This is a genomic window from Devosia indica (genome assembly GCF_003056405.1).
GTDB lineage: Bacteria > Pseudomonadota > Alphaproteobacteria > Rhizobiales > Devosiaceae > Devosia > Devosia indica.
This window is the reverse complement of the sequence record NZ_PYVZ01000010.1, coordinates 130,177-152,760: the sequence shown is the minus strand read 5'-3', so window position 1 is coordinate 152,760 and position 22,584 is coordinate 130,177. Positions and strand designations below refer to the sequence as shown.

Sequence of the window (22,584 nt, the reverse complement as noted above, 5' to 3'; positions counted from 1 at the left end):
CAGCTGCCCTGTAATCGCTACAGATCGGACAAAATCACAAACTTGCCGACACGCTCACCCAAGTTCAGGCCTCCTGCCATTCCCATCCACTCGACAATTCTCTCCGTTTGGTCAATGTCCGTTATTGCATGCCCGCTGCGAGAAGCCGAGAGTCCGCCTCCCACCCCAAATCAGCCTGAGCAACACCGCCTGACCGCCCCACCCCGCCATTGACCCCGTCAGCCTTCCGGGTTCACCTAAGCGCCATGTCGAGAATTGGTTCCCGCCCGCCAAAGGATTGGGCCCAAAGGGCAAATGCCTTTTGGGATGCGGTGGCCTATCATCTCTCGCCGCCGGGGCTGCTGGTCGGGTCGATCTTTTTTGCGCTGTCGCTGACGCCCTCGCTGCTGCCGCGCACCGAGACGGTGCAGGGCATTCTGTCGGGGTGCTGCTTTGCCATCGGCTATGGCTTTGGCAATCTGGCGCATTGGCTTTGGGGGTTCCTCGGGCTCAAGGTGCCGCCGGGGCGGGTCACGCGCGCGCTGGGCCTGCTGGTCGGGCTGGTCTGCCTGGGGCTGGTGCTGGTGGCGCTGTGGTATTCCAACACATGGCAGAACTCGGTGCGCGCGGTGATGGAGATGCCGCCGGTAGAAGAAAACCAGCCGCTGCAGATCGCGACTTTTGCCCTGCCCATTGCCGCAACCATCCTGATTATCGGCAAGCTGCTGGTGACCATCATCCGGCTGATCTGGCGCTGGCTGCTGCCGCATATGCCGCGCCGGGCCGCCTTTGTGGTGGCAACGGCCCTGGTGGCCCTGCTGATCAGCATTCTGGTCAACAATCTGTTCCTGCGCTCGGCCCTGCGGGCGGCCGACACGTTCTACGAACGGCTCGACGCCCTGGTGCAGACCGATGCCGAAGCGCCCGGCCAGTGGTTCCAGACCGGCAGCGCCGAGTCGCTGATCGAGTGGGAGACCATCGGCCGGGATTCCCGGGTCTATGTGCGGTCCGGGCCCGATGCGGCCGCGATTGAGGCCATGACGGGCAAGCCGGCGCTGCAGCCGCTGCGCACCTATGTTGGCCTGCGTTCGGCCCCCACGGTGATGGAACGCGCCCAGCTTGCCCTGGCCGAACTGGTGCGCATCGGCGCCTTTGAGCGCTCGGTGCTGGTGCTGGTGACGCCGGTGGGCACCGGCTGGGTCGACCCAGCGGCCATCGACACGCTCGAATATCTCCACGGGGGTGATGTGGCGAGCGTGGCGGTGCAATATTCTTATCTCACCAGCGTGCTTTCGCTGTGGATCGAACCCGAACTGGGCACCGAAACCGCCCAGGCGCTGTTCAACACTGTCTATGACTATTGGACGCAATTGCCGCGCGATGACCGGCCCAGGCTCTATCTGCACGGATTGAGCCTGGGGGCGCTGGCCTCGCAGAATTCGACCACGGTCTATGACGTGCTGGCTGACCCCTTCGACGGGGCGCTCTGGGCCGGGCCGCCCTTTTCCAGCCCGATCTGGTCGCGCATGACCGAGAGCCGGGTGCCCGGATCGCCCGCCTGGCTGCCCCGCTTCGGCAATTCATCGGCGGTGCGCTTCATGAACCAGACCGGTGCCAAGGATTGGGAGGGCCTGTCCTGGGGGCCGATGCGCATCGTCTTCCTGCAATATGCCAGTGACCCGATCGTCTTCTTTTCTTTCGATGCCGACTGGCAGCGGCCCGACTGGCTCAACGCGCCGCGCGGCCCCGATGTCTCGCCTGCGCTCAACTGGTATCCGGTGATCACCTTCCTGCAATTGGCGGTCGATGCGGCGCTGGCGCAAACCCCGCCGGTGGGGCATGGCCATGTCTATGACCCGGCGGACTATATCGACGCCTGGGTGGAGGTCACCCAGCCTGAAGGATGGACGCAGGGCGAGCTGGAGGCGTTGAAGGCCGCGATCGATCCAGAAAAATACGCGCCGGACTGAGCAAGCGGGCCGGGGTGCAATCATCCCGGGGCTGGGGTATGCGGAGTGTGATGTGGCGCTGGGACGCCACGAATAGAGGACGAAACGGATGTCGAGCGCGCCTTCGCCGATGGAACTGGCCCTGGCCCTGGCTGAGGAGGCCGCCACCCAAGGCGAGGCGCCGGTGGGTGCGGTCATCGTCGAGGGGGAGACCGTGCTGGCCGCAGAGCGCAATCGCATGCGGGCGCTGGCCGACCCGACCGCCCATGCCGAGATGCTGGCGATCAGAACAGCGCTGGCGGCGCGCGGCACCGGACGGCTGGATGGCTGCGACCTCTATGTCACGCTCGAACCCTGCGCCATGTGTGCCGGGGCCATTGCCCATACCCGACTGCGCCGGATCTATTTCGCCGCCGAGGACACCAAGGCCGGGGCGGTGGAAAACGGCATCCGCCTGTTCGAGCAGCCCACCTGCCACCATCGGCCGGAGGTGATCGGCGGGCTTTCGGCCGGTCGTGCCGAGGCGATGCTGGTGGATTTCTTCAGGAAGCTCCGGGACTAGGCTCTGCGCCAGATAGCTATGGAAGTCTTACATAACATGATGTCAAAGATTATTGACATCATGTTTGAAATGGTTGATATAGCGACAAGGATGTTTGGCACGGAGACGATGAATGTCGATGCGGGAAAAAGTGGCGTGGATCGCGGTGACCACCTCGCTGGTGATCTTTGGCTGGTATTTCTGGAGCGTCTGGGCCGACTTTGCCGCGCGCCAACTGGACGGGGACGTGCTGTTCTGGCGGTTCCTCTGGTGCTTCGGGATTGCCGTGGTCATCATGTTGCCGGCCGCGATGATCGCAGCGCGTCTGGGCGGGCAGGCATTCGACCCGCCGGCTGATGAAATGGAAGTGCGGATCGAGGCCATTTCGAACCGCTACGGACTGGCGCTGCTCGAAATCCTGCTGGTCACCATCGTGCTGGCGAGCAAGTGGATCACCGAAATTGCGCGCACCGATTTCACGATCGATCCGGTGGGGGCGACGGCGATCATGCTGGTCAACCTGATCCTCTTCGTCACCGCCTTTGCGGCCCTGGTGCGCGAGATCATCATCATTATCCAGTACCGGATGTACGCCTGATGCCGGCGCCGCCCCCTATTTCCAACACCATCCGGCGGCTGCGCTTCGAGCATGGCGAGATGACCCAGCAGCAACTGGCCGATGCCATCGGCATGACCCGGCAGACTGTCGCGGCCATTGAGCAGAACAAATATTCGCCCTCGCTCGAAGCTGCCTTTCGCATCGCCGAGGTCTTCGGCGTCGAGATTGGCGTGGTTTTCCAGTGGAAAGCCGACGAGGAACAGGGCCGCTAGCGGCCCCAAGGAGCAAGGTAATGAAAGCCTGGTTTGCCCGCGATTATGGCCGCCCTGACGTGCTGCGCCTCGAGGAGGTCGCCAAACCCGTCCCCAAGCCCGGAGAAATCCTGGTGAAGGTGCACGCGACCACGGTCAATTCGGGAGACCGCCGCATCCGCGCCTGCGATCTTCCGCCCGGCATGAAGACGCTCGGACGGTTGGCGCTGGGCTGGAGCCGGCCGCGCCAACCGGTCCTGGGGACGGAACTCTCCGGGGTGGTCGAGGCCGTGGGGCAGGGCGTCACGCGGTTCTCGCCCGGCGAGGCGGTCTATGCCTTTCCCGGCGGCAGGATGGGCGCACATGCCGAGTATGTGCTGCTCAAGGAAACCGGCCCGGTCGCCCATCTGCCTGAGGGTGTCGACATGCAGACCGGTGCCGCGCTCTGCTTCGGCGGCACCACGGCCCTGACTTTTCTGCGGCGCGGCGCGGTGCGGGCGGGGCAATCCATGCTGGTGCTCGGTGGTGCGGGCGCCGTCGGCTCGGCCATGGTGCAACTGGGCAAGCTGGCGGGGGCGCATGTCGCCGCCACGACCAGCGCGGGCAATCTGGACCTGGTCAGGGCGCATGGCGCGGACACGGTGATCGATTATCAAAAGACCGATATTGCCCGGCTGGCTGAGCGTTTCGAAGTCATTGCCGACACGGTCGAGGCGATGGATTTCGCCACGGCACAAAAGCTGCTCACCCCCAATGGACGCTATCTCGCCATTGCCGGAACGCTGAAGGAAATGCTGGGCAGCCTGCGCAAGGGACCGGAGGGAAAACGGATGATTGCCGGGCCGGCCGATGAGCGGATCGAGGATATTGTCGAACTCGGCCGACTGGCGGCGCTGGGCCAGTACCGGCCGCATATCGACAAAATCTATGCCTTCACCGACATGCCGGCCGCCCATGCCCATGTCGACACCGGGCGCAAGCGTGGCAGTGTCGTGGTACAGGTCGCTCAGTAGGGTCAGTCGTTTGGGTTGGAGTCGATCGGCGCGATCTGGTTCTGGATATAGGCTTCAATCTTGTGCTCGAGCATGCGCTTGAAGCGGTCCTTCTCGGCATCGGCATGGGCGATGATTTCCCGTACCCGCCAGAATTCCATGGCCCCGATATGGGAAACGCGGGGGCGGATATAGATATCGGGCGGATAGGCCGCCATCATGTGCGCCGTCAGCGAATGCATCATGATCTGGGCGGAGCCGAACCAGATATCGATCGCCTTGTGGTCGGTCTTGGTGAGATTGGCCGAGGGGTCCCCGGCCACATCGATGCCGATCAGGAAATCGGTGCCGATATCGGCCTGGTCGAGCGGCAGCGGATTGACCACGCCGCCATCGACCAGCAGGTGATTGTTGTAGATGACCGGTTTGAAAAAGCTCGGAATGGCCAGGGAGCCGGATATGGCCGGGCGCAGCAGACCGGAATTGAACACCACCTGGTGCCAGGACTGGAAATCGGTGGCCACGACATAGAGTGGCACCTTGAGGTCCTTGAATTCGAGCGGGAAATTGTCCGGCAGGAAGGCGTCCACCACGCTGGTGGCTTCGATCTGCATGGAAATGCCATTCTTGAGCAGGCCGCCAAGGCCACGGATCTGGGTGGCCCAGAGCCGGCTGGCAATGGTGCGCAGCGTGCCCAGCACCTCGAAGGAATGCTCGCGCAACTCCCTGCCGGTCATGCCTGCGGCCCAGCCGGCGCCGATCAGCGCCCCGATCGAAGTGCCGGAAATCACCGTGGGCTTGAGGCCGAGTTCGTCCATGGCCTCGATATAGGGAATATGGGTGAGGCCACGGGCCGAGCCGCCGCCCAGGGCCACGCCGATTTTCGGTTCGCTGCTCGTGTTCATCCTGCCACGCTCCGCACCCTTCATGCGCAGCCTGTCCGCCAGCGCCATGCCGCGCTGTTGCAATGGCGTCAGCGGGCGTTGCGGCGGGGCCGCGTCAAAGACGGTTCGCAGCAAGCTTAGCGATTTAAGATTGAAGAATGGTTCAGCCTTCTCGGGCGATTTCGCGCCAGCCGATGTCGCGTCGGCAGAAGCCTTCTGGCCAATCAATTGCGTCCACGCCTCTGTAAGCACTTTCCTGTGCCTCTTTGACCGATGCCCCGAGCGCCGTGACATTGAGCACGCGCCCACCATTGGCGAGTAAACGGTTGCCATCACGCTTCGTTCCGGCGTGGAACACGGTCAGTGCATTATTATCGAGGCCGTCGACCCCTTTTATCTCGCTGCCCTTGCCGTAGTCGCCGGGATAGCCCTGGGTGGCCATGATGACCGTGAGGGCAAACTGGTCTTTCCAGGCGACATCGTGGCCGGCCAGGGTGCCGGTGGCGACCGCGTGGAGCAGGGGCACGATGTCGCTGTCCATGCGCATCATCATCACCTGGCACTCCGGATCGCCGAAGCGGGCATTGTATTCCACAAGCTTGGGCCCGGCCTCGGTCAGCATCAGTCCGGCATAGAGGACGCCGGCATAGGGTGTGCCGCGCTGGGCCATGCCGCGCACGGTCGGCTCGACGATGCGGGCCATGGTCTCGTCATAGATTTCGCGGCTCATCACCGGGGCCGGCGAATAGGCGCCCATGCCGCCGGTGTTGGGGCCGGTATCGCCGTCAAAGGCGCGCTTATGGTCCTGAGCGGTGGTGAGGGGGAGAATGGCGGTGCCATCGGTGAGCACGAAAAGGCTGACCTCTTCGCCCTCCATGAATTCCTCGATAACCACGGACGCGCCAGATTGTCCGAAGGCGCCGGCAAAGCAATCGATAATGGCGGCCTCTGCCTCCTCGACACTCATCGCCACAGTGACACCCTTGCCGGCGGCAAGACCATCGGCCTTGATCACAATGGGTGCGCCCTGCGTATAGAGATAGGCCAGGGCCGAGGCCTCGTCCTCGAACCGCCCATAGGCGGCGGTGGGGATATCGAATTGGTCGCACAGCGCCTTGGTGAAGCTCTTCGAGCCTTCGAGCTGGCCGGCCTGTTTCGACGGACAGAAACAGGTGATGCCGGCGGCGCAGACATCATCGCCCAACCCGGCCACGACCTGCGCATCGGGGCCGACCACGACGAAGTCGATGGCGTGTTCCTGCGCCGCGGCGATGACCGCGGCATGGTTGGTGATGTCGATATTAAGGTTGGTGGCGACGCTCTCGGTCCCGCCATTGCCCGGCGCCACGAACAGGGCTTCGACCAGCGGCGACTGCGCAATCTTCCAGGCCAATGCATGTTCGCGCCCGCCCGAACCAATGACCAATACGCGCATGTCGTGCCTCCGTGCCGTTTGCGGGCGTGATGCACGAGACAGGAGAAGAGGGCAAGGGGGAGCTGCGGGTTATTGCCGGGAAGGCCTCCTCACCCGGTCCTCCGGGCCGACCCCTCTCTGAAGGGAGACGCCAAGAGTGCGAGTTCGCGTAGCGACACCTCGCCCCCAGGGGGAGATGTCGACGGCGAAGCCGGCGGGTGAGGGGTCTTGACGCCAACCTCATTCGCCGGACGCACCTCCCTTAAAGCTCGGCTTCCTTGAAGATCGGCGTCAGGTCGCCCTTCCATTCGCCGTGGAATTTGTCGAGCCAGCGCTGGGCCGGGGCTTTGCCGCTGCGCACGGTTTCTTCGAGCGGGGCGAGATAGATGGTTTCGTCCTGGCCTTTGGCGTTGAGGCGATTGCGGCGCACCAGGCCCGCTTCGGCAATGCCCACGGCCTGGGCGGCGACATCGAACAGCGAAGAGCGATCGAAGGGCGTGTCGAGCCCGAGGCGGGGCACTTCGCGGCGCAGATGCTCGCGATCATCATCGGTCCAGTTGCGCACCAGCTCCCACGCACCTTCGAGCGCGATGTCGTCATAGAGCAGGCCCGTCCAGAACGCGGACAGCGCCACCACATGCGCCTCATCGCCCATATCGGCGCCGCGCATTTCCAGGAACTGCTTGAGACGCACTTCGGGGAAGAGGGTGGAGAGGTGATCTTCCCAGTCCTTGATGGTCGGTTTCTCACCCGGCAGTTGCGGCAGGCGGCCATCGAGGAAATCGCGAAAACTCTCGCCGGCGACATTGACGTATTTGTGGTCGCGGATGACGAAATACATCGGCACGTCGAGCGCGTAGTCGGCATAGCGTTCGAACCCGAAGCCAGCCTCGAACACGAAGGGCAGCATGCCTGTGCGTTCGTCGTCGGTATTGCGCCAGATTTCGCTGCGGAAGCTGAGATAGCCGGTGTCGCGGCCGCCCGCGAAAGGCGAATTGGCGAACAGGGCCGTGGCAATGGGCTGCAGCGCCAGCGAGACGCGCAGCTTCTTGACCATGTCGGCCTCGCCGGAGAAATCGAGATTGGTCTGCACCGTGGCCGAGCGATACATCATCGATGTGCCCAGCGTGCCGGTCTGGCCCATATATTTGGTCATGATGGCGTAGCGTGACTTGGGCATGGAGGCGATTTCCTCCACCGCCCAGAGCGGAGTGACGCCCAGCCCCAGGAAATGAATGTCGAGCGGTTCGGCGACTTTCTTGGCCACCCGCATATGCTCAGACAGTTCGTCGGCTGTGCCGTGCAGGTCCACCATGGGCGAGCCGGAAAGCTCGAACTGGCCGCCCGGTTCGAGCGAAATGCCGCCGGCGATCTCGTTGTTCCGAAGACCGATCGGGTGGTCGCCATCATAGAAGGGATGCCAGCCGGTTTCCTTCTCGATGCCGTCGAGCAGCGCCCGAATGCCCTGTTCGCCCTCATAGGCGACCGGGCGCAGCGGATTGGTGTGGAACACGTGTTTCTCGTGCTCAGTGCCGATGCGCCATTGATCCGCCGGCTTGGCGCCGCGTTCCATCGCCTCGATAAGATCTGCCCGTGAAGAAATCAGGGGCGAGGGGGTGTCGGCACCGGCCATATGGTCCTCATGTTCGAGGGTCTAAACTGTGGCGCGAACATAGCGAGAGCAAGACGGAAAGCAATCGCCTTTTATCGCCAATCACCGATGATAGCCTGTATCACCGCCAATCCGGCCACCGCCGCCGTGTCGGCGCGCAGGATTCTGGGCCCAAGGCTGATGGGGACAACGAAGGGCAGGGCGCGCAGTTTTTCCCGCTCGGTATCCGAAAATCCGCCTTCCGGCCCGATGACGAGGCCAATACGCTGCCCGCGTTGCTGTTCCAGCGCATGGATCGGCGATGAAGACGCCTCGCCTTCGTCGGCGAACACCAGCTTGCGGTCGCCATGGGCTGCAACCCAGCCATCGAGCAGGGTATTGAGATCAACGGCCGGAGCAATCTGCGGCACGCTGAGCACCTCGCATTGCTCGGCCGCTTCTATGGCGTTGGCAGCAAGGCGCTCGGGCTTGAGGCGGTGGAGCTGGGTAAACTGGGTCATGACCGGCTGGATGGTGCCCGCGCCCATCTCGACCGCCTTTTGCACCACATAATCGAGCCGTTCGCTCTTGAGCGGGGCAAAACCGTACCAGAGATCGGATGGTGGGGTTTGCGGGGCGATTTGCTCGACGGTTGCCAACGCGACCGACTTTTTCGAATCGCTGGTCAGCCGGCAGAGCCAGGCGCCGTCCCGGCCATTGAACAGCACCACCTCCTCGCCCACGCTCTTGCGGAGGACCGCGGCGAGATAGAGGGACTGGTCCTTGTTCAATGTCAGTTCCGTTCCTACCGCAAGATCCGGCTCGACGAACAGGCGGGGAAGCGAGGCGTGGCTTCGGGGCATGAATAGGCACCATTTTTCCTTCTCCCCTTGTGGGAGAAGGTGCCCCGAAGGGGCGGATGAGGGGTTTTGCGCGCCACCATAAACGCTGTATGCGTGGAGAGAACCCCTCACCCTGATTTTCTGCTGAACGCAGAAAATCCGTCCCCCTCCCACAGGAGGGGGGGAAATCGGTGGCACGCGAGAGACGCACATGAATACCCCAAATCCCACCGGCACCGTTGCCGACGCGCAAAAGGACAATTGGCTCGATCGCCATGCGCCCGAGCCGGTCAAGCCCTATGGCCGTCTGGCGCGCTGGGACCGGCCTATCGGTTTTTACCTGCTGTTCTGGCCCTGCGCCTGGGGGATTGGCCTGGCCGCGCTCGCCCAACCGGCATTTGGCTTTGGCTGGTGGGCGGCCATTCTGATGTTTCTCGGCGCCATATTGATGCGCGGAGCGGGGTGCACCTTTAACGACATTGTCGATCGCGACATCGACATGAAGGTCGCCCGCACCCGCTCGCGCCCGATTCCCTCGGGCCAGGTCACATCCCGAGAAGCCTTCTATTTTCTGGTGGCCCAGGCGCTGCTGGCCTCGGCAATCCTGTTTCAGTTCAATCGCTTCACGGTTTACGCGGCCATTGCCTCGCTGGTGCTGGTGGCGATCTACCCCTTCATGAAGCGCATCACCTGGTGGCCGCAGCTTTTCCTGGGGCTGGCCTTTTCCTACGGGGCGCTGGTGGGCTGGTCGAGCCAGACCGGGGGCCTGAGCTGGGCGCCGGTGGTGCTCTATGCCGGCACCATCCTCTGGGTCATCGGCTATGACACCATCTATGCGCTGCAGGATATCGAGGATGATGCGCTGGTCGGCGTCAAATCCACCGCGCGCCTGTTCGGCGACAATGTCCGGCCGGCGGTGGCAGTGCTCTATGCCGGCGCCTTCCTGCTCTGGAATGTGGCCTCGCTGATGGCCGGGGGCGGGGTGATCTTTGCCGGTCTCTCGCTGGTAGCGGCGGGCCTGCTGGCCTGGCAGCTCTGGACGCTGGACAGGGAAATCCCGCTCAATCCGTTCAACCGCTTCTACAACAACCATTATGTCGGCATGGCCCTAACACTGGCGCTGCTGGCCGAATGGGTTTGGTAGCTGCCGCCAGAACAGCCGAAAGGGCCAACCGCACCACCGGTTGACCCTTTTCGGCTTGCTTTGGAGAGCAATGGATCTAGTGCGCGTCCGCCTGGCCGGGCTTGCGGCGGTTGAGGAAACGCGGGCGGCGCGAGGCATCGGCGGCGAGCTTCCGGCGCGGGGCGGTATTGCCCAGCATGACGCCATCGACCTGCTGGCTATAGGGCATGTAGGCGCCATCGCCGGCCTTGATGAACAGCGGCAGGCGGAGTTTCTTGCCCCAGTTCTGCCATTCGGCCACGACGTTGTGATTGCCCTCTTCCTCGAACACCTTGTAGTTCAGCTCGGCGTCCGAATGGACCAGTTCGATCGAGCTGGTCAGCATGCCGTCTTCGGAAATCGCGGTGGCCACGGCCACGCCGATGAATTCGGTGACCGGCACCTTGATCTTGATCGCCACGCCGCTCTGCTCGAGCATCTTGCGGACCGTAACGGTCTTGACCGGGTCCTTGGGACCATTGTCGTTGGCCGCCATAAAGCGGCGCTCGGCTACGGCCGGGCGGCCAAAGGCCAGAACAACCGACGACCCTTCCATCGCAACGCCATGAACCATTTTTGATGCCTTCCTGTAACTTCGAGAGCTTGTTTCTTGTGCTCCGTTTGTAAGGGCAATCTACCCCAGCCCCTTACCCACGCCCTTAATCGGTTGGGTTAAATTTATGTTGTTTTCCCGGAGGGTTAGCGGGGTATTGCACCCAGTCAGAAGCGGTTAACCCAGCCTCTTGCACTCCTGTTTACCCTGCCACATTTGCCCGTGAGCGCCGCGCTCTTGTGGAAAAGCGCCACCAAGCCTAAAAGGCCCGCACAATGCCGGCTTTCGCCCCACCCTATGATGATGATCTTGAACTGCTCCGCTCGACAGCGGTGGCAGCGGGCATCATCGCCTCGAGCTATTTCAGGCGCGACATCAAGTCCTGGACCAAGGAGAATGCCTCGCCCGTGAGCGAGGCCGATATCGTGGTCGACCGGTTTTTGGCGGCAAACCTGCTGCAGGCGCGGCCCGATTATGGCTGGCTCAGTGAAGAAACGGTGGACAATCCTTCACGCCTGGACTGCGAGCGGGTGTTTGTGGTCGATCCCATTGACGGCACGCGCGCGTTCCTGCGCGGCGAGGATTACTGGACTGTCTCGCTGGCGGTGGTGGAAAACGGGGTTCCGGTTGCCGGCGTGGTGTACGCGCCGGCGCGCGATGAGCTCTATGACGCCCATAGGGGAGGCGGCGCCCGGATCAATGGCAAACCCCTGACCCGCACCCGCCGGGCGGGAGCACCGCCCCTGATCCCTGCGCCCGGCGCCGTGCATCAGGAATTGCAGGCCGCCGGGCTCGACTATGCGCGCGGCCCCGCCTTTCCCTCTTTGGCCTATCGGCTGGTGCAGGTGGCCACCGGCAGGCTCGACGCAGCAGTGGCCCGGCGCGGCGCCCAGGATTGGGATATTGCCGGGGCGGCGGTGATCCTGAGTGAATGTGGTCTGGACTTCGCCGATGTCTGCACCGGGTTCCCACAATTGAACAAACGAGATGTGCGTCACGGGGCGCTTGCGGCCCTGGGGGACATCAGCCTAAAACCCCTCGTGCACGCCGCGCTGGTCAAGGTTTATGGTTGCCCCCAGGCCCAGGACAGCGCGGATACTGCCGAGATTCAATTGCCTCAAACGCGGGACTGACCGATGGCTGAAACGACCGAAAAGCAACTGCTGCACCTGGTGATTGGTGGTGAACTCGCCAGCACGGACGGCATCACCTTTGCCGATCTTGACCAGGTGGACATCGTGGGCGTCTATCCCAATTACGCTGCGGCCGAAAAAGTCTGGCGTGCCAAGGCGCAGCAGACCGTCGACAGCGCCCAGACCCGCTATTTCATCGTGCATCTGCACCGCCTGCTGGACCCCGACAGCGACAAAACCAAGGCCTGACCTTGAAGCTGGACCTTTGGTCCGCCGTCGGCGGACTAGCCCTTGTGGCCGGGCTGGGCTTCATGGGTACCGCGCCATTTATCGCGGACTATGTCGTCATCGTCTGCGGGTTGGTTGGCCTTGGCCTTGCTGCGTTCGCGCGGAGCAAGGCCCTGGTCGGACCCGCTGCGGTCATGATCTATGCCGCGTTGCTGCTGCTGGCTGCGACTCTGCCCTTTGTCTATCGCTCATCCATGGACCTGCTGCCGCTGGCGGCCTGCCTTCCCATGCTGGCGGCGCCGGGCATTGCGGCATTGCTGGAGCGGGGGAAGGCAGGTCTCGACAGGCTTGGCGAGCACATTTTTCCGCTCTTGTGCCTCTTCGGTGTCGGCAGCGCTGTAGCCTTTGGCCTGTGGGAGGCAATATCCACCGGAACGGCGCGCGCCGGCGTGGGCAACAATCCGATCCATTTTGGCGGCATCACCACGATCTTGGGCTTCCTGGCACTGGTCGGCATGGTGTCCAACGCAGCGCGCTGGCGGGTGATCTATCTGGCCGGACCGGCGCTGGCCATGGTCGGCGTGGTCCTCTCCGGCTCGAGGGGGCCGCTGCTCGCCTGGCTGGCGCTGGCCGCGGTCAGCCTGCCGGTTCTGCTGATCGGTTTCAAAAGCTGGCGCCTCGCCTTCGCGACCATCGCTGCCGCAGTCGCAGGTGCGGTGCTGTTCGTCGTTCTGGCAGCGGACAGCCTATTGGTTCAGCGGCTGCTGACGGTCCCGTCCAGTCTGGCCTCGGCCCTTTCCGCAGAAGATCCGATGACGGCCCTGCTGGCATTCATGACGGCCAACGACCCCTATCGCACGGCGCTCTATGAAGCGGGCTGGCAAGCCCTGCAGTCCTCGCCCATCGTTGGGATCGGCTATGGGCAGATGATGCCTCTGGTGCGTGCGCTGTACCCGGATATGACATCGCTCCATACGCTGGAAAACCTGCATAGCGACATCGCCGATTTCGCCGCGCTGGGCGGCGCCATGGGCATTCTTGCCTATTTCCTGCTGCTGCTTTCGCCTGCACTCGCCCTGAGGGGCCTCCGCCTGCGGGATGTTCCGGGACTGTGGCTTGCGGCTGTGGTGCTGATCGTTGGCTATGCCACGCTTGGGCTGACCAATGCCATGTTCGGCGTCTTGCCGCAGACCGCCCTGTTCGCGGTGGCGCTGGGTGGCTTGATGGCGCTGGGCCATCGGGCGCGGGTCAGGAGCCAAGCGCGGCCAGAACCTCGTCAATAGCGCCCGGGCCGCCAATGCGGTCCCGGCCAATGGCGCCGAGGCGCGCCCGTTCCTCGGGGGAATTGATCAGCCTTTCGAGCGCCTTGGCCACAGCCTCGGCATCACCCGGAACGGCGATGCGCGCCTCGCCATAAAGGCGCTGTTCGTCCTCGAAGCGGGATTGCCGGTCTTTCGGGCTGGTCATGTAAATGACCGGCTTGCCCAGGCCGAGCGCCTGGGTGGTGGCGGTCCCGGCCTGTGACAGCACGATGTCGGAAACGGCGAGCACATTGCCCATGGCCCGGCCGCGCAGGAGATGCACCGTGATGTCGCCGTCCGAAAGACTGCCCAGATCATCGCCTTCGGCGCTGAGCAGATTGGTGCGCTGCAGGCCACTGGCTTCGGCCAGGTCGGAGACAGGTATTTCCCCCGCCACGGCCAGGAAGGCATCGGGCCGGTGCTCGGCCGGCATGCGGCGCAGGGCATCCACCTGGCGGGCAAAACTGGCCGGTGTTTCCCCCCGGCTGCCGGGCAGCAGCGTCACCGCGAGCGGCTGGCTGCGCCGGCTCTGGGCGTCATAGTCGCCATAAGGGATGGTATCCATCATCAGATTGCCCGGGGCGGTCGCCTCGACGCCCACCTGGCGCAGTATTTCGGCAAGATTATCGGCCCGGCAGAAAACCCTTCGGCAAGTGCGGGAAATCACATGCCGTTCCAGGCCCGAATAGAGCCGGGCCGCGCCGGTCTTGTAGCAGTCGACATAATAGAGGCCGCGATGGCCGGTGATCCAGGCCAGCAAGGGCACGATGGCGTCGCCCACCACCAGGATGCGGTCATAGCGATTGCGGATCGAGCGCATATAGCGCAGCGCCGGAGGAATGGTGGCCAGCCCGCCCTTGGCCAAATCGCGGCGCAGCGAGCCCTTGGCCGTGCGCGCGCCACCCGATTCGAGCCGGGCCCGGGGCCCCACGATCGGGCAGATGCCGGCATAGGCATTGCCGCTCCCCAGCACGGGCCAGGCTTCTACAAGAAATCTATCGGTGAGATGTTTGGCAATTGCGGAGGCGATCCAGTCCTCGCCATGACCGTTCGAAATGACCAAGAAGCGCTGACGCGGCGCCGCCTCGACCACTCCTAATGGCCCCGGCCAAAGCGTTCGAAGGCCGTATTGGCGGCAATGGCGTCGGCATAGGGTTCCTGCCGGTCCACACTCCAATAGAACAGTTCATCGAGCGGAATTGGCTTGCCGGTGATTGCGCAGCGCACAAAACTGCCGGGCTTGAGCACGACATAATCGCCATCGAGATAGCGCAGGTTCGCTTCTGCAGGCGCAAACCCCTTGTCGAAAATGTTCATGGTCTCATTCCTCGGCTGACAGGCCTTTATACCGGACTGAAATGCTCATCAAAAGAGGCTTTCCTGTGAACCTTCGTCCGGACCGGACCGGGCAGGTTTCCGCTTGGCTGCGGGGGCGCCGGCAACGACAACACCGACCTCGCCATCGGCAAAGCTCAGCTTGAGCGCGTCGCCCGGCCGGGTCGCCGCATGACTGGTGACGATCTGGCCGACTTCGTCCTGTACCAGTGCATAGCCGCGTGCCAAGACATTGCGATAACTCAGGGTTTCCAAAAGCTTGCCCAATTGCTCCCATTGCGAGCGACGCGCCTGGGTCGTCTGGGTGACGGCGGCATTGAGCCGGGCACCAATGGGAGAAAGCCGCCCCTGGGAATGCCGCAGTTCGGCGCGCAGCGGCTTGTCGGACAGTCGGGGCAAAACGCGCGCCAGGGCGGTTTGCTTGCGCTCGAGCGCATTGGCGGCCGCCTGGGGCAATTGACGCGCGCGCGGCGCAAAAGTGAGGCGGGCGCGGTCGATTGTGGTCAGGAGCCCCGCCGTCCTGCGGCGCCCAAGGGCCTCCAGTCGTTCGCCCAGTTCAGCGTGACGCTGCCGGACCAGGCGCGGCTGCACCGAGGCCGCCAGATTGGAAAAGCGGATGCGCCGCGCCTGCACGAAGTGGCGAAGCGCCCCGGAAAGCTGGCTGCTGGCGAGGTCCAGGCCCTGCCGTTGCGTCGAGACCAGGTCGGCCGGGCGTGGCAGGCCAGCCCCGGCGGCCCGCAGTCGGTCCTTGAGGCTCGACAGCTCCCGCCGCATGGCCTGGCGCTGGCGCAGGCCCTGGTCATCGACATAGGCGATCAGCTCGGCGCGCACCGGCACCGAAGCTTCGGCAGCAGCGGTCGGCGTGGGTGCCCGCATGTCCGAGGCATAATCAACCAGCGTCGTGTCTGTCTCGTGGCCGACTGCGGTAATGACCGGGATGTCCGAGCCGGCAACAGCGCGGACCACGGCCTCCTCGTTGAACCCCCATAGGTCTTCGATCGAGCCGCCACCGCGCGCCACGATCAAGAGATCGGGCCGCGGTATTGGCCCATCGGGCAGAAATGCGTTGAAGCCCTCAATGGCGTTGACCACTTCGGGGGCGCAGGTATCGCCCTGCACGCGCACCGGCCAGACCAAGACGTGCGAGGGGAACCGGTCATCAAGCCGATGCAGGATATCGCGGATCACAGCGCCGGTCGGGGAGGTGATGACGCCAATGACCCTTGGAAGATAGGGCAGGGGGCGCTTGCGCTCGCGGGCGAACAGCCCCTCGGCGAGCAGCTTCTTGCGGCGCTCCTCGAGCAGCGCCATCAGCGCGCCGGCACCGGCCGGCTCGATGTTCTCGATGACGATCTGATATTTCGAAGAACGCGGGAAGGTCGTCAGCCGCCCCGTGGCGATGACTTCCAGGCCTTCCTCGGGCTTGAAGGCGAGACGCGCATAATTGCCCTTCCAGACCACAGCGTCGATTGAGGCCGCATCGTCCTTGAGCGTGAAATAGGCGTGACCCGAGGAGTGCTGCCCGCGAAAGCCGGATATCTCGCCGCGCACCCGCACATGGCCGAATTCATCCTCGACCGTGCGTTTGACCGCCTGGGCAATCTCGGAAACGGTGAACTCGGCGGCATTGGTCAGAAGCTGGGACATACGCCTCTGGTGCGACAAAGCCGGGAACGGGTCAAGCCGCTACTCGGCAGCTTCCACCTGTGCCGCCCCCTCCAGATTGCCCATGGACTGGACGATGTGGTTGGCCAGCGCGTCATAAATGCCGCCATAGGCGTGGCTGGCGCGGGTGAGGGCGATCTGCGCATCGGCCAGTCGGGGCAGGCCATATTCGTCGCCGATCACGCGCATGCCCGGCTGCAACGCGCTTTCGGGCAAAAAACCGATGGCCAGGTCCGACAGAACGGCCGAGGAAATGGCGGTGGCGTTGGATGAGGTATAGGCAACGCGATAGTCCAGCCCGCTGCGGTCGAGCTGTTCCATCGCGTCCTTGCGCCAGATGCAGCAATTGGGTCCGCAGGCAATCCCGAGCGGCTCATTGGCAAGGGCGCGGCCCCCGTGGCTGGCCACCCAGAACATCTTTTCGGTGCGGAACAGCTCCCCGAAATTGTGATCGGTGCCCTGGGTGAAGACGATGAGGTCATAGCGGCCCGCCTTCATCCCGTTCAGCAATTCCTCCGAGGCCATGCAGCTCACGTCCACCGCAATCCGGGGATGGGTCCGCTGGAAACTCGAGAGGATCACCGGCAAGAGGCGCACGGCATAATCGTCCGGGACGCCGAACCGGATGGAACCGGCCAAATCGCTGTCATTGAAGTGATCAAGGATTTCCGCATTGGTGCGCAGCATCTTGCGCGCCCGCTCATAGAGCACCTCGCCGTGATGAGTAAGGCTGACACTGCGCCCATCACGGGTGAGCAGGGTCTGGCCCAGTCTTTCTTCGAGGCGCTTGATCTGCATCGACACGGCTGACTGGGTTTTGTTTACCCGCCGCGCCGCTTCCGTGAAGCTGCCGCAATCGGCAATGGCGCAGAAACTCTGCAACTGATCGAGGTCAAGGGGGGCAGCCATCGTTCCATCACCCAAATTGATCGAGTGGATGAAATCTATTTGTTGGACGAATGGAAGTCCAGAGCCTTATCTAGGGATCATCGATACAACGTCGTGTCGACGCCCGCCGGCCTCCCTCCGGCGGCCAGTCCTGTCCATTGGAGAAGAATATGGCTCTCTCGCTTCCCGGCGAGCGGTCAGTTGTGGCCGGCTCGCACGTCACCCCTGTACGTGCTCTTACCGCCTGGTTCGCCAGCGCGAAGCTGGCGCGCGCCCGTCGCAAGACGCTTCGTGGGCTGCTGGAGCTCGATGCGGCCCAGCTCAAGGATCTCGGGATAACTCGTGGCGACATTGTCGAGGCCGGCCAGGCCTGCAATGGCCGCACCCCCGGCATGGTCCTCAATGCTGCCCGGGCCCGCAACGCCCGCATCTGAGCACATTGAGAATTCGCGGCCATCAGCGATGGCCGCACCTAAAGTTGGGACGATCACTTTTGCCGGTGCGCGTCCCATCTCCCGGGCCGGTTTTCCCACCGGCCCCGTTTCCTGAAAACTTGCCGGGCCGTGCAGCGCATGTGCCCGGTTTTTTGCCTCAGATAAAGCGCACACCGATCTCGGTTTCGCTGTGCCAGGCCAGTTCGCAATCCAGCTTGCGACCATCAGCCATGGCCAGGACGAAGCGCTGCGGCACGCCAAAGGCGCTCGTCACGGTCAGCTTGGCGCCGGTGTCCGAGAGATTGCGGATTACACAGTCAAAAGTGGACCGCCCGTCATTGAAGACGATCTTGCCGCTTTTCAGGGTGCGATGCCGCTGGGCCCCGCGTTCCTCGTTGCTCACGCGATCGTGCCTCCGCAATCAGGGCAGGGCTGCAAAGCCCTCGGAAAATCCATCGAGGGAGACCGGAATGCCAACGCCCTCCTCGGGGGTCTTGAAGACCACGAAGATGGCAGTGGTGCCCTCGGAGAGCACGCTGATGATGTCATCATCGAGTTCGACTTCCGCTATGCAACCATTCGGCAGGCAGCGCACGAAGGCGACGCGCCCCATATCGGTGCCATCGACATTCAGGCCCAATCCGTTGGGCAGCAATACGCCCAGCGGCGCCAGCACGCGCAAGAGCCGCGCTTCACGATCCGCTGTGCGCAGCACAATGACGGAGAGGCCCACATTGGGCTGATCTTCAGCCAGCACATTCTGGATGATCGCGCACTGTTCAAAACTGGCACCCGGTGGCGTATCGCAGCTCATCTGCCAGTCGCCATATTCGGCGCGCACGGTGCCCTGGGCCAGGGCGGGCGCCGCCAAAAGGGCCATTGCACATGCACCGATCACACCAAGCCGCTTTGCCCAGACCATCACTTCTTCCAACTCTCCCGTCGAATCGACGTATTGCGCGTGGGGTCAGTCTGTTTCCGACACGCACTCGATGCTGTCAACCAAACCCCTGATTTCCGGCCCGTTGTGGGTAGAAACTGCGGCGCGCATGAGGCGAGGGCGGCATCAGGCAGCACCAATATGCCGCAGTGCGCACACCCACGCACAGAATAGACTCGGGGTAAGCAATGTGATTTAGGTCAAGCACGAGTTTTGCGCTCCGAAGTTGAGTCGGGGCGGCGTTCGCTATGCCGCTATTCAACCAATCCTGCTTCGGTGCACGCCGCCAGAACGTGTCGATAGGGGGTATATGGTGACCGGGCAGTTCTTTAGGAAGATGGGTGCCGTTTCCGCGGCCGCTATGGCGCTGGTGCCGGCAATGGCATCTGCCCAGGAGGTCGGCCGAGGCCACCCTGAGCCGGGGCAGTTCCACCTGCAGGAATCGGTGACGCCGATCATGGATTCCATCGTTGCCTTCCATGATGGCATCCTGATGTGGACCATCACGCTGATCGTGCTTTTCGTGCTGGCCCTGCTGGTGGTCATCGTGGTGCGGTTCAACGCCAAGGCCAATCCCGTGCCGGCGCGCTTCACCCACAACACGCTGATCGAAGTGGTCTGGACGGTCGTGCCGATCCTGATCCTGGTGGTCATCGCCATCCCGTCCTTCGGAGTGCTGTCCGACCAGATGACCGTACCCGATGGCGAGCGCAAATATCTTGGCGCCAACATCTTCTCGCTCGGCGAAGTCGAGGTTCCTGAAGCCAGTGTCACCATCAAGGCTTCCGGCGAGCAGTGGTATTGGAACTATGAATATGTGGATCAGGGCGTTGCCTTCGATTCCAACATTCTCTCCGAAGAGGAAATCGCCGAGCTCAAGCCCGGCCAGCCGCGCCTTCTGGCTGTGAACAACGAGCTTGTCGTGCCCGTCGATACCACCGTGCGTCTGCAGGTGACCTCCAGCCCGACCGGCGTGATCCACGCCTTCGCGGTGCCCTCCTTCGGCATCAAGGTCGATGCTGTCCCCGGTCGCCTCAACGAAACCTGGTTCAATGCGCGCGAAACCGGCATCTATTACGGTCAGTGTTCCGAGCTGTGCGGCAAGGATCACGCCTATATGCCGATCGCCGTGCGTGTGGTGAGTGCCGAAGAATATGAAGCCTTCATCACCGCGTTCGCCGAAAGCCGCAACTATGCCGAAGCAGCCGCGCTGCTACCGGCTCTCTAAGCGAAGGGTCAGAGGAAAAGACAATGGCAAATACCGCTAACCTCGAAGCCCACGCCACCGGGCACGATCAGGCCAGCCACGATCACCACACCCCAACGGGCTGGCGGCGCTGGGTCTATTCGACCAACCACAAGGACATCGGGATCATGTATCTCGTGTTCTCGATCGTTGCCGGCGTGATCGGCGGGCTGCTCTCGGGTGCCATGCGCATGGAGCTGCAGGAACCGGGTATCCAGATTTTCCATGGCCTTGCCGCCATGTCCTACGGCCTTGAAGGTGATGCGGCGCTCGACGCGGGCAAGCACATGTTCAACGTCTTCGTGTCCGCCCACGCGCTGATCATGGTGTTCTTCACCGTGATGCCCGCGACCATGGGCGGCTTTGCCAACTATTTCGCCCCGCTGATGATCGGTGCCCCCGATACTGCCTTCCCGCGCATCAACAATGTGGCCTTCTGGCTGCTGCCGCCGGCGCTGCTGCTGACCGTGATGTCGATGTTCTTTGAAGGTCCTGCTGGTGCGCTGGGCTTTGGTGGCGGCTGGACCGCGTATCCGCCGCTCTCGACCACCGGTCATCCGGGCCCCGCTACCGACTTCGTGATCTTCTCGCTGCACGTTGCCGGCGTGAGCTCGATCCTGGGCGCGATCAATTTGATCACCACCATTCTCAACATGCGCGCCCCGGGCATGACGCTGCACAAGATGCCGCTGTTTGCATGGTCCGTGCTGGTCACCGCCTTCCTGCTGCTGCTGGCCCTGCCGGTGCTGGCCGGCGCCATCACCATGATGCTGACCGACCGCAATTTCGGCACCACCTTCTTCAATCCTGACGGCGGTGGCGATCCGGTGCTGTACCAGCATCTGTTCTGGTTCTTCGGCCACCCAGAAGTGTACATCATGATCCTGCCGGGCTTCGGCATTGTCAGCCACATCGTGGCGACGTTCTCCCGCAAGCCCGTCTTCGGCTACATGGCCATGGCCTATGCCATGGTGGCGATTGGCTTCGTCGGTTTCGTCGTGTGGGCGCACCACATGTACACCACCGGCCTGAGCCTCGACGTCCAGCGCTATTTCGTGGCCGCCACCATGGTCATCGCGGTGCCCACGGGCGTGAAGATCTTCTCCTGGATCGCCACCATGTGGGGGGGCTCGATCACCTTCCGCATTCCCATGCTCTGGGCCATTGGCTTCATCTTCCTGTTCACCGTTGGTGGTGTGACGGGCGTGGTGCTGGCCAATGCGGGTGCTGACCGTGCGCTGCACGACACCTATTACGTGGTGGCCCACTTCCACTATGTGCTCTCGCTGGGTGCAGTGTTCTCGATCTTCGCCGGCTGGTACTACTGGTACCCCAAGATGTTCGGCTACATGTACAATGAGTTCCTGGGCAAGCTGCACTTCTGGGTCATGTTCGCCGGTGTGAACCTGATCTTCTTCCCGCAGCACTTCCTGGGCCTGGCCGGCATGCCGCGCCGCTACATCGACTACCCCGATGCCTTCGCGCTGTGGAACCGCGTCTCTTCTATCGGCTACTACGTAACCTTCGTGGCGATGATCATCTTCTTCTACGCCACCTGGGAAGCGAGCCGGAAGAAGCGTCCCGCCGGTGACAATCCCTGGGGCGATGGCGCGACCACCCTGGAATGGACCCTGAGCTCGCCTCCGCCGTTCCACCAGTTCTCGACGCTGCCAAAGATCGAGAGCAAGGACGCGCACTAGGCGCTCCGGACGGACAGAATTGCGGATCGCGCCCCTGGGTGCGGTCCGTTCACCAAGGAAAGACCCGTGGCCTATATCGACAACAGCAGTGATGTTCCCGCCCTTGCTGGCGGTGCACGCGTCGAGGACTACCTCGCGCTGCTGAAGCCACGTGTCATGTCACTGGTCGTGTTCACCGCATTGGTGGGCATGCTGGTGGCCCCGGGCGGGATCAATCCCTTTGTCGGCCTTGTTGCCATTGTCTGCATTGCCATCGGGGCAGGCGGCTCGGGCGCGCTCAACATGTGGTACGACGCCGATATCGACGCCGTGATGAGCCGCACGCAGAACCGCCCGATCCCGGCTGGCCGGATGACCGGCGGGGAGGCCTTGGCCTTCGGCCTGATCCTTTCGGTATTCTCGGTGACCCTGCTGGGCCTGGCCACGAATTGGGTCGCCGGCGGATTTCTCGCCTTCACCATCTTCTTTTATGCCGTCGTCTACACGATGTGGCTCAAGCGCTCGACCCCGCAGAACATCGTTATTGGCGGGGCCGCCGGGGCCTTTCCGCCCATGGTGGGCTGGGCCGCTGTCACCGGCACGCTGAGTTGGGAGAGCTTTGCGCTCTTTCTGATTATCTTCCTGTGGACCCCGCCCCATTTCTGGGCGCTGGCGCTCTACAAGCAGGGCGATTATGGCGCTGCCGGCATCCCCATGATGCCCAATGTGGCGGGTGAAAAATCCACCAAGTGGCAGATCTTCGGCTACTCCATCGTACTGGCCGCCTCCAGCGTGCTGCCCAACCTGCTCGGCTTTTCGGGTTGGATCTATGGCGCGGTTGCCGTGTTGAGCGGCCTGAGCTTCATCTGGCTGTCGCTGCGCCTGCTGCGTGCGCCTGACAGCATCTCCATGCGCCGCACCGCGCGAACATTGTTCACCTTTTCCCTGAGCTATCTCTTCGTGCTGTTCCTGGCGCTGCTGACTGACAATATTGCCTTGCGGCTGGGAGTAATCTGAC

Annotated in this window: 24 protein-coding genes; 13 read left to right on the top strand and 11 right to left on the bottom strand. The window is 63.2% G+C overall.

Going from position 1 to position 22,584, the window contains the following annotated elements; all coding sequences use genetic code 11:
- The first annotated feature begins 311 nt into the window (after positions 1–311).
- The 5 genes from DDE76_RS11580 (at position 312) to DDE76_RS11560 (ending at position 4,292) form a co-directional block, all read left to right on the top strand.
- Positions 312–1,949 carry an alpha/beta hydrolase gene (locus DDE76_RS11580; RefSeq protein ID WP_245891889.1) on the top strand — a complete coding sequence of 546 codons (1,638 nt, stop codon included), beginning with the start codon at positions 312–314 and terminating at the stop codon, positions 1,947–1,949.
- 88 nt (positions 1,950–2,037) lie between these two features.
- Positions 2,038–2,490 carry a nucleoside deaminase gene (locus DDE76_RS11575; RefSeq protein WP_104891839.1) on the top strand — a complete coding sequence of 151 codons (453 nt, stop codon included), beginning with the start codon at positions 2,038–2,040 and terminating at the stop codon, positions 2,488–2,490.
- 112 nt (positions 2,491–2,602) lie between these two features.
- Complete coding sequence (locus DDE76_RS11570; protein ID WP_104891838.1) at positions 2,603–3,067, top strand: hypothetical protein; 465 nt, start codon at positions 2,603–2,605, stop codon at positions 3,065–3,067.
- Positions 3,067–3,300 (top strand): helix-turn-helix transcriptional regulator, encoded by a 234-nt coding sequence (locus DDE76_RS11565; protein WP_104891837.1) that lies wholly within the window; start codon positions 3,067–3,069, stop codon positions 3,298–3,300. Before DDE76_RS11570 ends, DDE76_RS11565 begins: the two co-directional genes overlap by 1 nt.
- 20 nt (positions 3,301–3,320) lie before the next feature.
- Positions 3,321–4,292, top strand: a complete 972-nt coding sequence (locus tag DDE76_RS11560) for an NAD(P)-dependent alcohol dehydrogenase (protein WP_104891836.1) — start codon at positions 3,321–3,323, stop codon at positions 4,290–4,292.
- Positions 4,293–4,294: 2 nt separating this feature from the next.
- Here the strand turns inward: DDE76_RS11560 and DDE76_RS11555 are convergent, their stop codons facing one another.
- The 4 genes from DDE76_RS11555 to DDE76_RS11540 form a co-directional block, all read right to left on the bottom strand.
- Positions 4,295–5,290, bottom strand: coding sequence for a patatin-like phospholipase family protein (locus DDE76_RS11555; RefSeq protein ID WP_157955768.1), 996 nt, complete (start codon positions 5,288–5,290; stop codon positions 4,295–4,297).
- A 28-nt stretch (positions 5,291–5,318) separates the two neighbouring features.
- Positions 5,319–6,590 (bottom strand): phosphoribosylamine--glycine ligase, encoded by a 1,272-nt coding sequence (purD, locus tag DDE76_RS11550; RefSeq protein WP_104891834.1) that lies wholly within the window; start codon positions 6,588–6,590, stop codon positions 5,319–5,321.
- Between the two features lie 241 nt (positions 6,591–6,831).
- The gene (locus DDE76_RS11545; RefSeq protein WP_104891833.1) at positions 6,832–8,202 is read right to left on the bottom strand and encodes a glutamate--cysteine ligase; all 1,371 of its coding nucleotides are present in this window, start codon (positions 8,200–8,202) and stop codon (positions 6,832–6,834) included.
- 71 nt (positions 8,203–8,273) lie between these two features.
- Positions 8,274–9,023: a 16S rRNA (uracil(1498)-N(3))-methyltransferase gene (locus DDE76_RS11540; RefSeq protein ID WP_104891832.1), complete on the bottom strand. Its 750-nt coding sequence runs from the start codon at positions 9,021–9,023 to the stop codon at positions 8,274–8,276.
- A gap of 190 nt (positions 9,024–9,213) precedes the next feature.
- Between DDE76_RS11540 and ubiA the strand changes: the two genes are divergently transcribed.
- The gene (ubiA, locus tag DDE76_RS11535) at positions 9,214–10,146 is read left to right on the top strand and encodes a 4-hydroxybenzoate octaprenyltransferase (RefSeq protein ID WP_104891831.1); all 933 of its coding nucleotides are present in this window, start codon (positions 9,214–9,216) and stop codon (positions 10,144–10,146) included.
- Positions 10,147–10,222: 76 nt separating this feature from the next.
- Here ubiA and DDE76_RS11530 read toward each other — a convergent pair whose 3' ends face one another.
- Complete coding sequence (locus tag DDE76_RS11530; RefSeq protein ID WP_157955767.1) at positions 10,223–10,738, bottom strand: DUF6101 family protein; 516 nt, start codon at positions 10,736–10,738, stop codon at positions 10,223–10,225.
- A gap of 254 nt (positions 10,739–10,992) precedes the next feature.
- Here DDE76_RS11530 and DDE76_RS11525 point away from each other — a divergent pair, with 254 nt between their 5' ends.
- Genes DDE76_RS11525 through DDE76_RS11515 form a run of 3 tightly spaced genes read left to right on the top strand, consistent with a single transcriptional unit; the run spans position 10,993 to position 13,361 of the window.
- Positions 10,993–11,850: a 3'(2'),5'-bisphosphate nucleotidase CysQ gene (locus tag DDE76_RS11525; RefSeq protein WP_104891829.1), complete on the top strand. Its 858-nt coding sequence runs from the start codon at positions 10,993–10,995 to the stop codon at positions 11,848–11,850.
- 3 nt (positions 11,851–11,853) lie between these two features.
- The gene (locus tag DDE76_RS11520) at positions 11,854–12,099 is read left to right on the top strand and encodes a DUF4170 domain-containing protein (protein WP_104891828.1); all 246 of its coding nucleotides are present in this window, start codon (positions 11,854–11,856) and stop codon (positions 12,097–12,099) included.
- A 2-nt stretch (positions 12,100–12,101) separates the two neighbouring features.
- Positions 12,102–13,361, top strand: coding sequence for an O-antigen ligase family protein (locus DDE76_RS11515; RefSeq protein ID WP_157955766.1), 1,260 nt, complete (start codon positions 12,102–12,104; stop codon positions 13,359–13,361).
- Here DDE76_RS11515 and DDE76_RS11510 read toward each other — a convergent pair.
- Genes DDE76_RS11510 through DDE76_RS11495 form a run of 4 tightly spaced genes read right to left on the bottom strand, consistent with a single transcriptional unit; the run spans position 13,327 to position 17,288 of the window.
- The gene (locus DDE76_RS11510; protein ID WP_157955765.1) at positions 13,327–14,442 is read right to left on the bottom strand and encodes a glycosyltransferase family protein; all 1,116 of its coding nucleotides are present in this window, start codon (positions 14,440–14,442) and stop codon (positions 13,327–13,329) included. The genes DDE76_RS11515 and DDE76_RS11510 overlap by 35 nt on opposite strands.
- A gap of 32 nt (positions 14,443–14,474) precedes the next feature.
- Positions 14,475–14,696, bottom strand: a complete 222-nt coding sequence (locus DDE76_RS11505; protein ID WP_104891825.1) for a DUF2093 domain-containing protein — start codon at positions 14,694–14,696, stop codon at positions 14,475–14,477.
- A 48-nt stretch (positions 14,697–14,744) separates the two neighbouring features.
- Positions 14,745–16,361, bottom strand: coding sequence for an exodeoxyribonuclease VII large subunit (gene xseA / locus DDE76_RS11500; protein WP_104891824.1), 1,617 nt, complete (start codon positions 16,359–16,361; stop codon positions 14,745–14,747).
- Positions 16,362–16,400: 39 nt separating this feature from the next.
- The gene (locus DDE76_RS11495) at positions 16,401–17,288 is read right to left on the bottom strand and encodes a LysR family transcriptional regulator (RefSeq protein WP_104891823.1); all 888 of its coding nucleotides are present in this window, start codon (positions 17,286–17,288) and stop codon (positions 16,401–16,403) included.
- Between the two features lie 149 nt (positions 17,289–17,437).
- Here DDE76_RS11495 and DDE76_RS11490 point away from each other — a divergent pair, with 149 nt between their 5' ends.
- Positions 17,438–17,701, top strand: coding sequence for a DUF1127 domain-containing protein (locus DDE76_RS11490; RefSeq protein WP_104891822.1), 264 nt, complete (start codon positions 17,438–17,440; stop codon positions 17,699–17,701).
- 157 nt (positions 17,702–17,858) lie between these two features.
- Here DDE76_RS11490 and DDE76_RS11485 read toward each other — a convergent pair whose 3' ends face one another.
- Complete coding sequence (locus DDE76_RS11485) at positions 17,859–18,104, bottom strand: PilZ domain-containing protein (protein WP_104891821.1); 246 nt, start codon at positions 18,102–18,104, stop codon at positions 17,859–17,861.
- An 18-nt stretch (positions 18,105–18,122) separates the two neighbouring features.
- Positions 18,123–18,623: an invasion associated locus B family protein gene (locus DDE76_RS11480; RefSeq protein WP_104894731.1), complete on the bottom strand. Its 501-nt coding sequence runs from the start codon at positions 18,621–18,623 to the stop codon at positions 18,123–18,125.
- 355 nt (positions 18,624–18,978) lie between these two features.
- Between DDE76_RS11480 and coxB the strand changes: the two genes are divergently transcribed.
- The 3 genes from coxB to DDE76_RS11465 all read left to right on the top strand — a co-directional run bounded on the left by coxB (position 18,979) and on the right by DDE76_RS11465 (position 22,583).
- The gene (gene coxB / locus DDE76_RS11475; protein WP_104891820.1) at positions 18,979–19,869 is read left to right on the top strand and encodes a cytochrome c oxidase subunit II; all 891 of its coding nucleotides are present in this window, start codon (positions 18,979–18,981) and stop codon (positions 19,867–19,869) included.
- 23 nt (positions 19,870–19,892) lie between these two features.
- Positions 19,893–21,587, top strand: a complete 1,695-nt coding sequence (gene ctaD, locus DDE76_RS11470) for a cytochrome c oxidase subunit I (RefSeq protein ID WP_104891819.1) — start codon at positions 19,893–19,895, stop codon at positions 21,585–21,587.
- A 66-nt stretch (positions 21,588–21,653) separates the two neighbouring features.
- Positions 21,654–22,583, top strand: a complete 930-nt coding sequence (locus tag DDE76_RS11465; RefSeq protein ID WP_104891818.1) for a heme o synthase — start codon at positions 21,654–21,656, stop codon at positions 22,581–22,583.
- Position 22,584 lies beyond the last annotated feature (1 nt).

What these genes read in the sequence shown, in the direction of transcription:
- DDE76_RS11495 (WP_104891823.1), bottom strand. Translation starts at nt 17,288, where the DNA reads ATGGCTGCCCCCCTTGACCTCGATCAGTTGCAGAGTTTCTGCGCCATT.
- purD (WP_104891834.1), bottom strand. Translation starts at nt 6,590, where the DNA reads ATGCGCGTATTGGTCATTGGTTCGGGCGGGCGCGAACATGCATTGGCC.
- DDE76_RS11520 (WP_104891828.1), top strand. Translation starts at nt 11,854, where the DNA reads ATGGCTGAAACGACCGAAAAGCAACTGCTGCACCTGGTGATTGGTGGT.
- DDE76_RS11525 (WP_104891829.1), top strand. Translation starts at nt 10,993, where the DNA reads ATGCCGGCTTTCGCCCCACCCTATGATGATGATCTTGAACTGCTCCGC.
- DDE76_RS11570 (WP_104891838.1), top strand. Translation starts at nt 2,603, where the DNA reads ATGTCGATGCGGGAAAAAGTGGCGTGGATCGCGGTGACCACCTCGCTG.
- DDE76_RS11530 (WP_157955767.1), bottom strand. Translation starts at nt 10,738, where the DNA reads ATGGTTCATGGCGTTGCGATGGAAGGGTCGTCGGTTGTTCTGGCCTTT.
- DDE76_RS11560 (WP_104891836.1), top strand. Translation starts at nt 3,321, where the DNA reads ATGAAAGCCTGGTTTGCCCGCGATTATGGCCGCCCTGACGTGCTGCGC.
- DDE76_RS11505 (WP_104891825.1), bottom strand. Translation starts at nt 14,696, where the DNA reads ATGAACATTTTCGACAAGGGGTTTGCGCCTGCAGAAGCGAACCTGCGC.
- DDE76_RS11545 (WP_104891833.1), bottom strand. Translation starts at nt 8,202, where the DNA reads ATGGCCGGTGCCGACACCCCCTCGCCCCTGATTTCTTCACGGGCAGAT.
- DDE76_RS11480 (WP_104894731.1), bottom strand. Translation starts at nt 18,623, where the DNA reads ATGGTCTGGGCAAAGCGGCTTGGTGTGATCGGTGCATGTGCAATGGCC.
- DDE76_RS11540 (WP_104891832.1), bottom strand. Translation starts at nt 9,023, where the DNA reads ATGCCCCGAAGCCACGCCTCGCTTCCCCGCCTGTTCGTCGAGCCGGAT.
- xseA (WP_104891824.1), bottom strand. Translation starts at nt 16,361, where the DNA reads ATGTCCCAGCTTCTGACCAATGCCGCCGAGTTCACCGTTTCCGAGATT.
- coxB (WP_104891820.1), top strand. Translation starts at nt 18,979, where the DNA reads ATGGGTGCCGTTTCCGCGGCCGCTATGGCGCTGGTGCCGGCAATGGCA.
- ctaD (WP_104891819.1), top strand. Translation starts at nt 19,893, where the DNA reads ATGGCAAATACCGCTAACCTCGAAGCCCACGCCACCGGGCACGATCAG.
- DDE76_RS11490 (WP_104891822.1), top strand. Translation starts at nt 17,438, where the DNA reads ATGGCTCTCTCGCTTCCCGGCGAGCGGTCAGTTGTGGCCGGCTCGCAC.
- DDE76_RS11575 (WP_104891839.1), top strand. Translation starts at nt 2,038, where the DNA reads ATGTCGAGCGCGCCTTCGCCGATGGAACTGGCCCTGGCCCTGGCTGAG.
- ubiA (WP_104891831.1), top strand. Translation starts at nt 9,214, where the DNA reads ATGAATACCCCAAATCCCACCGGCACCGTTGCCGACGCGCAAAAGGAC.
- DDE76_RS11565 (WP_104891837.1), top strand. Translation starts at nt 3,067, where the DNA reads ATGCCGGCGCCGCCCCCTATTTCCAACACCATCCGGCGGCTGCGCTTC.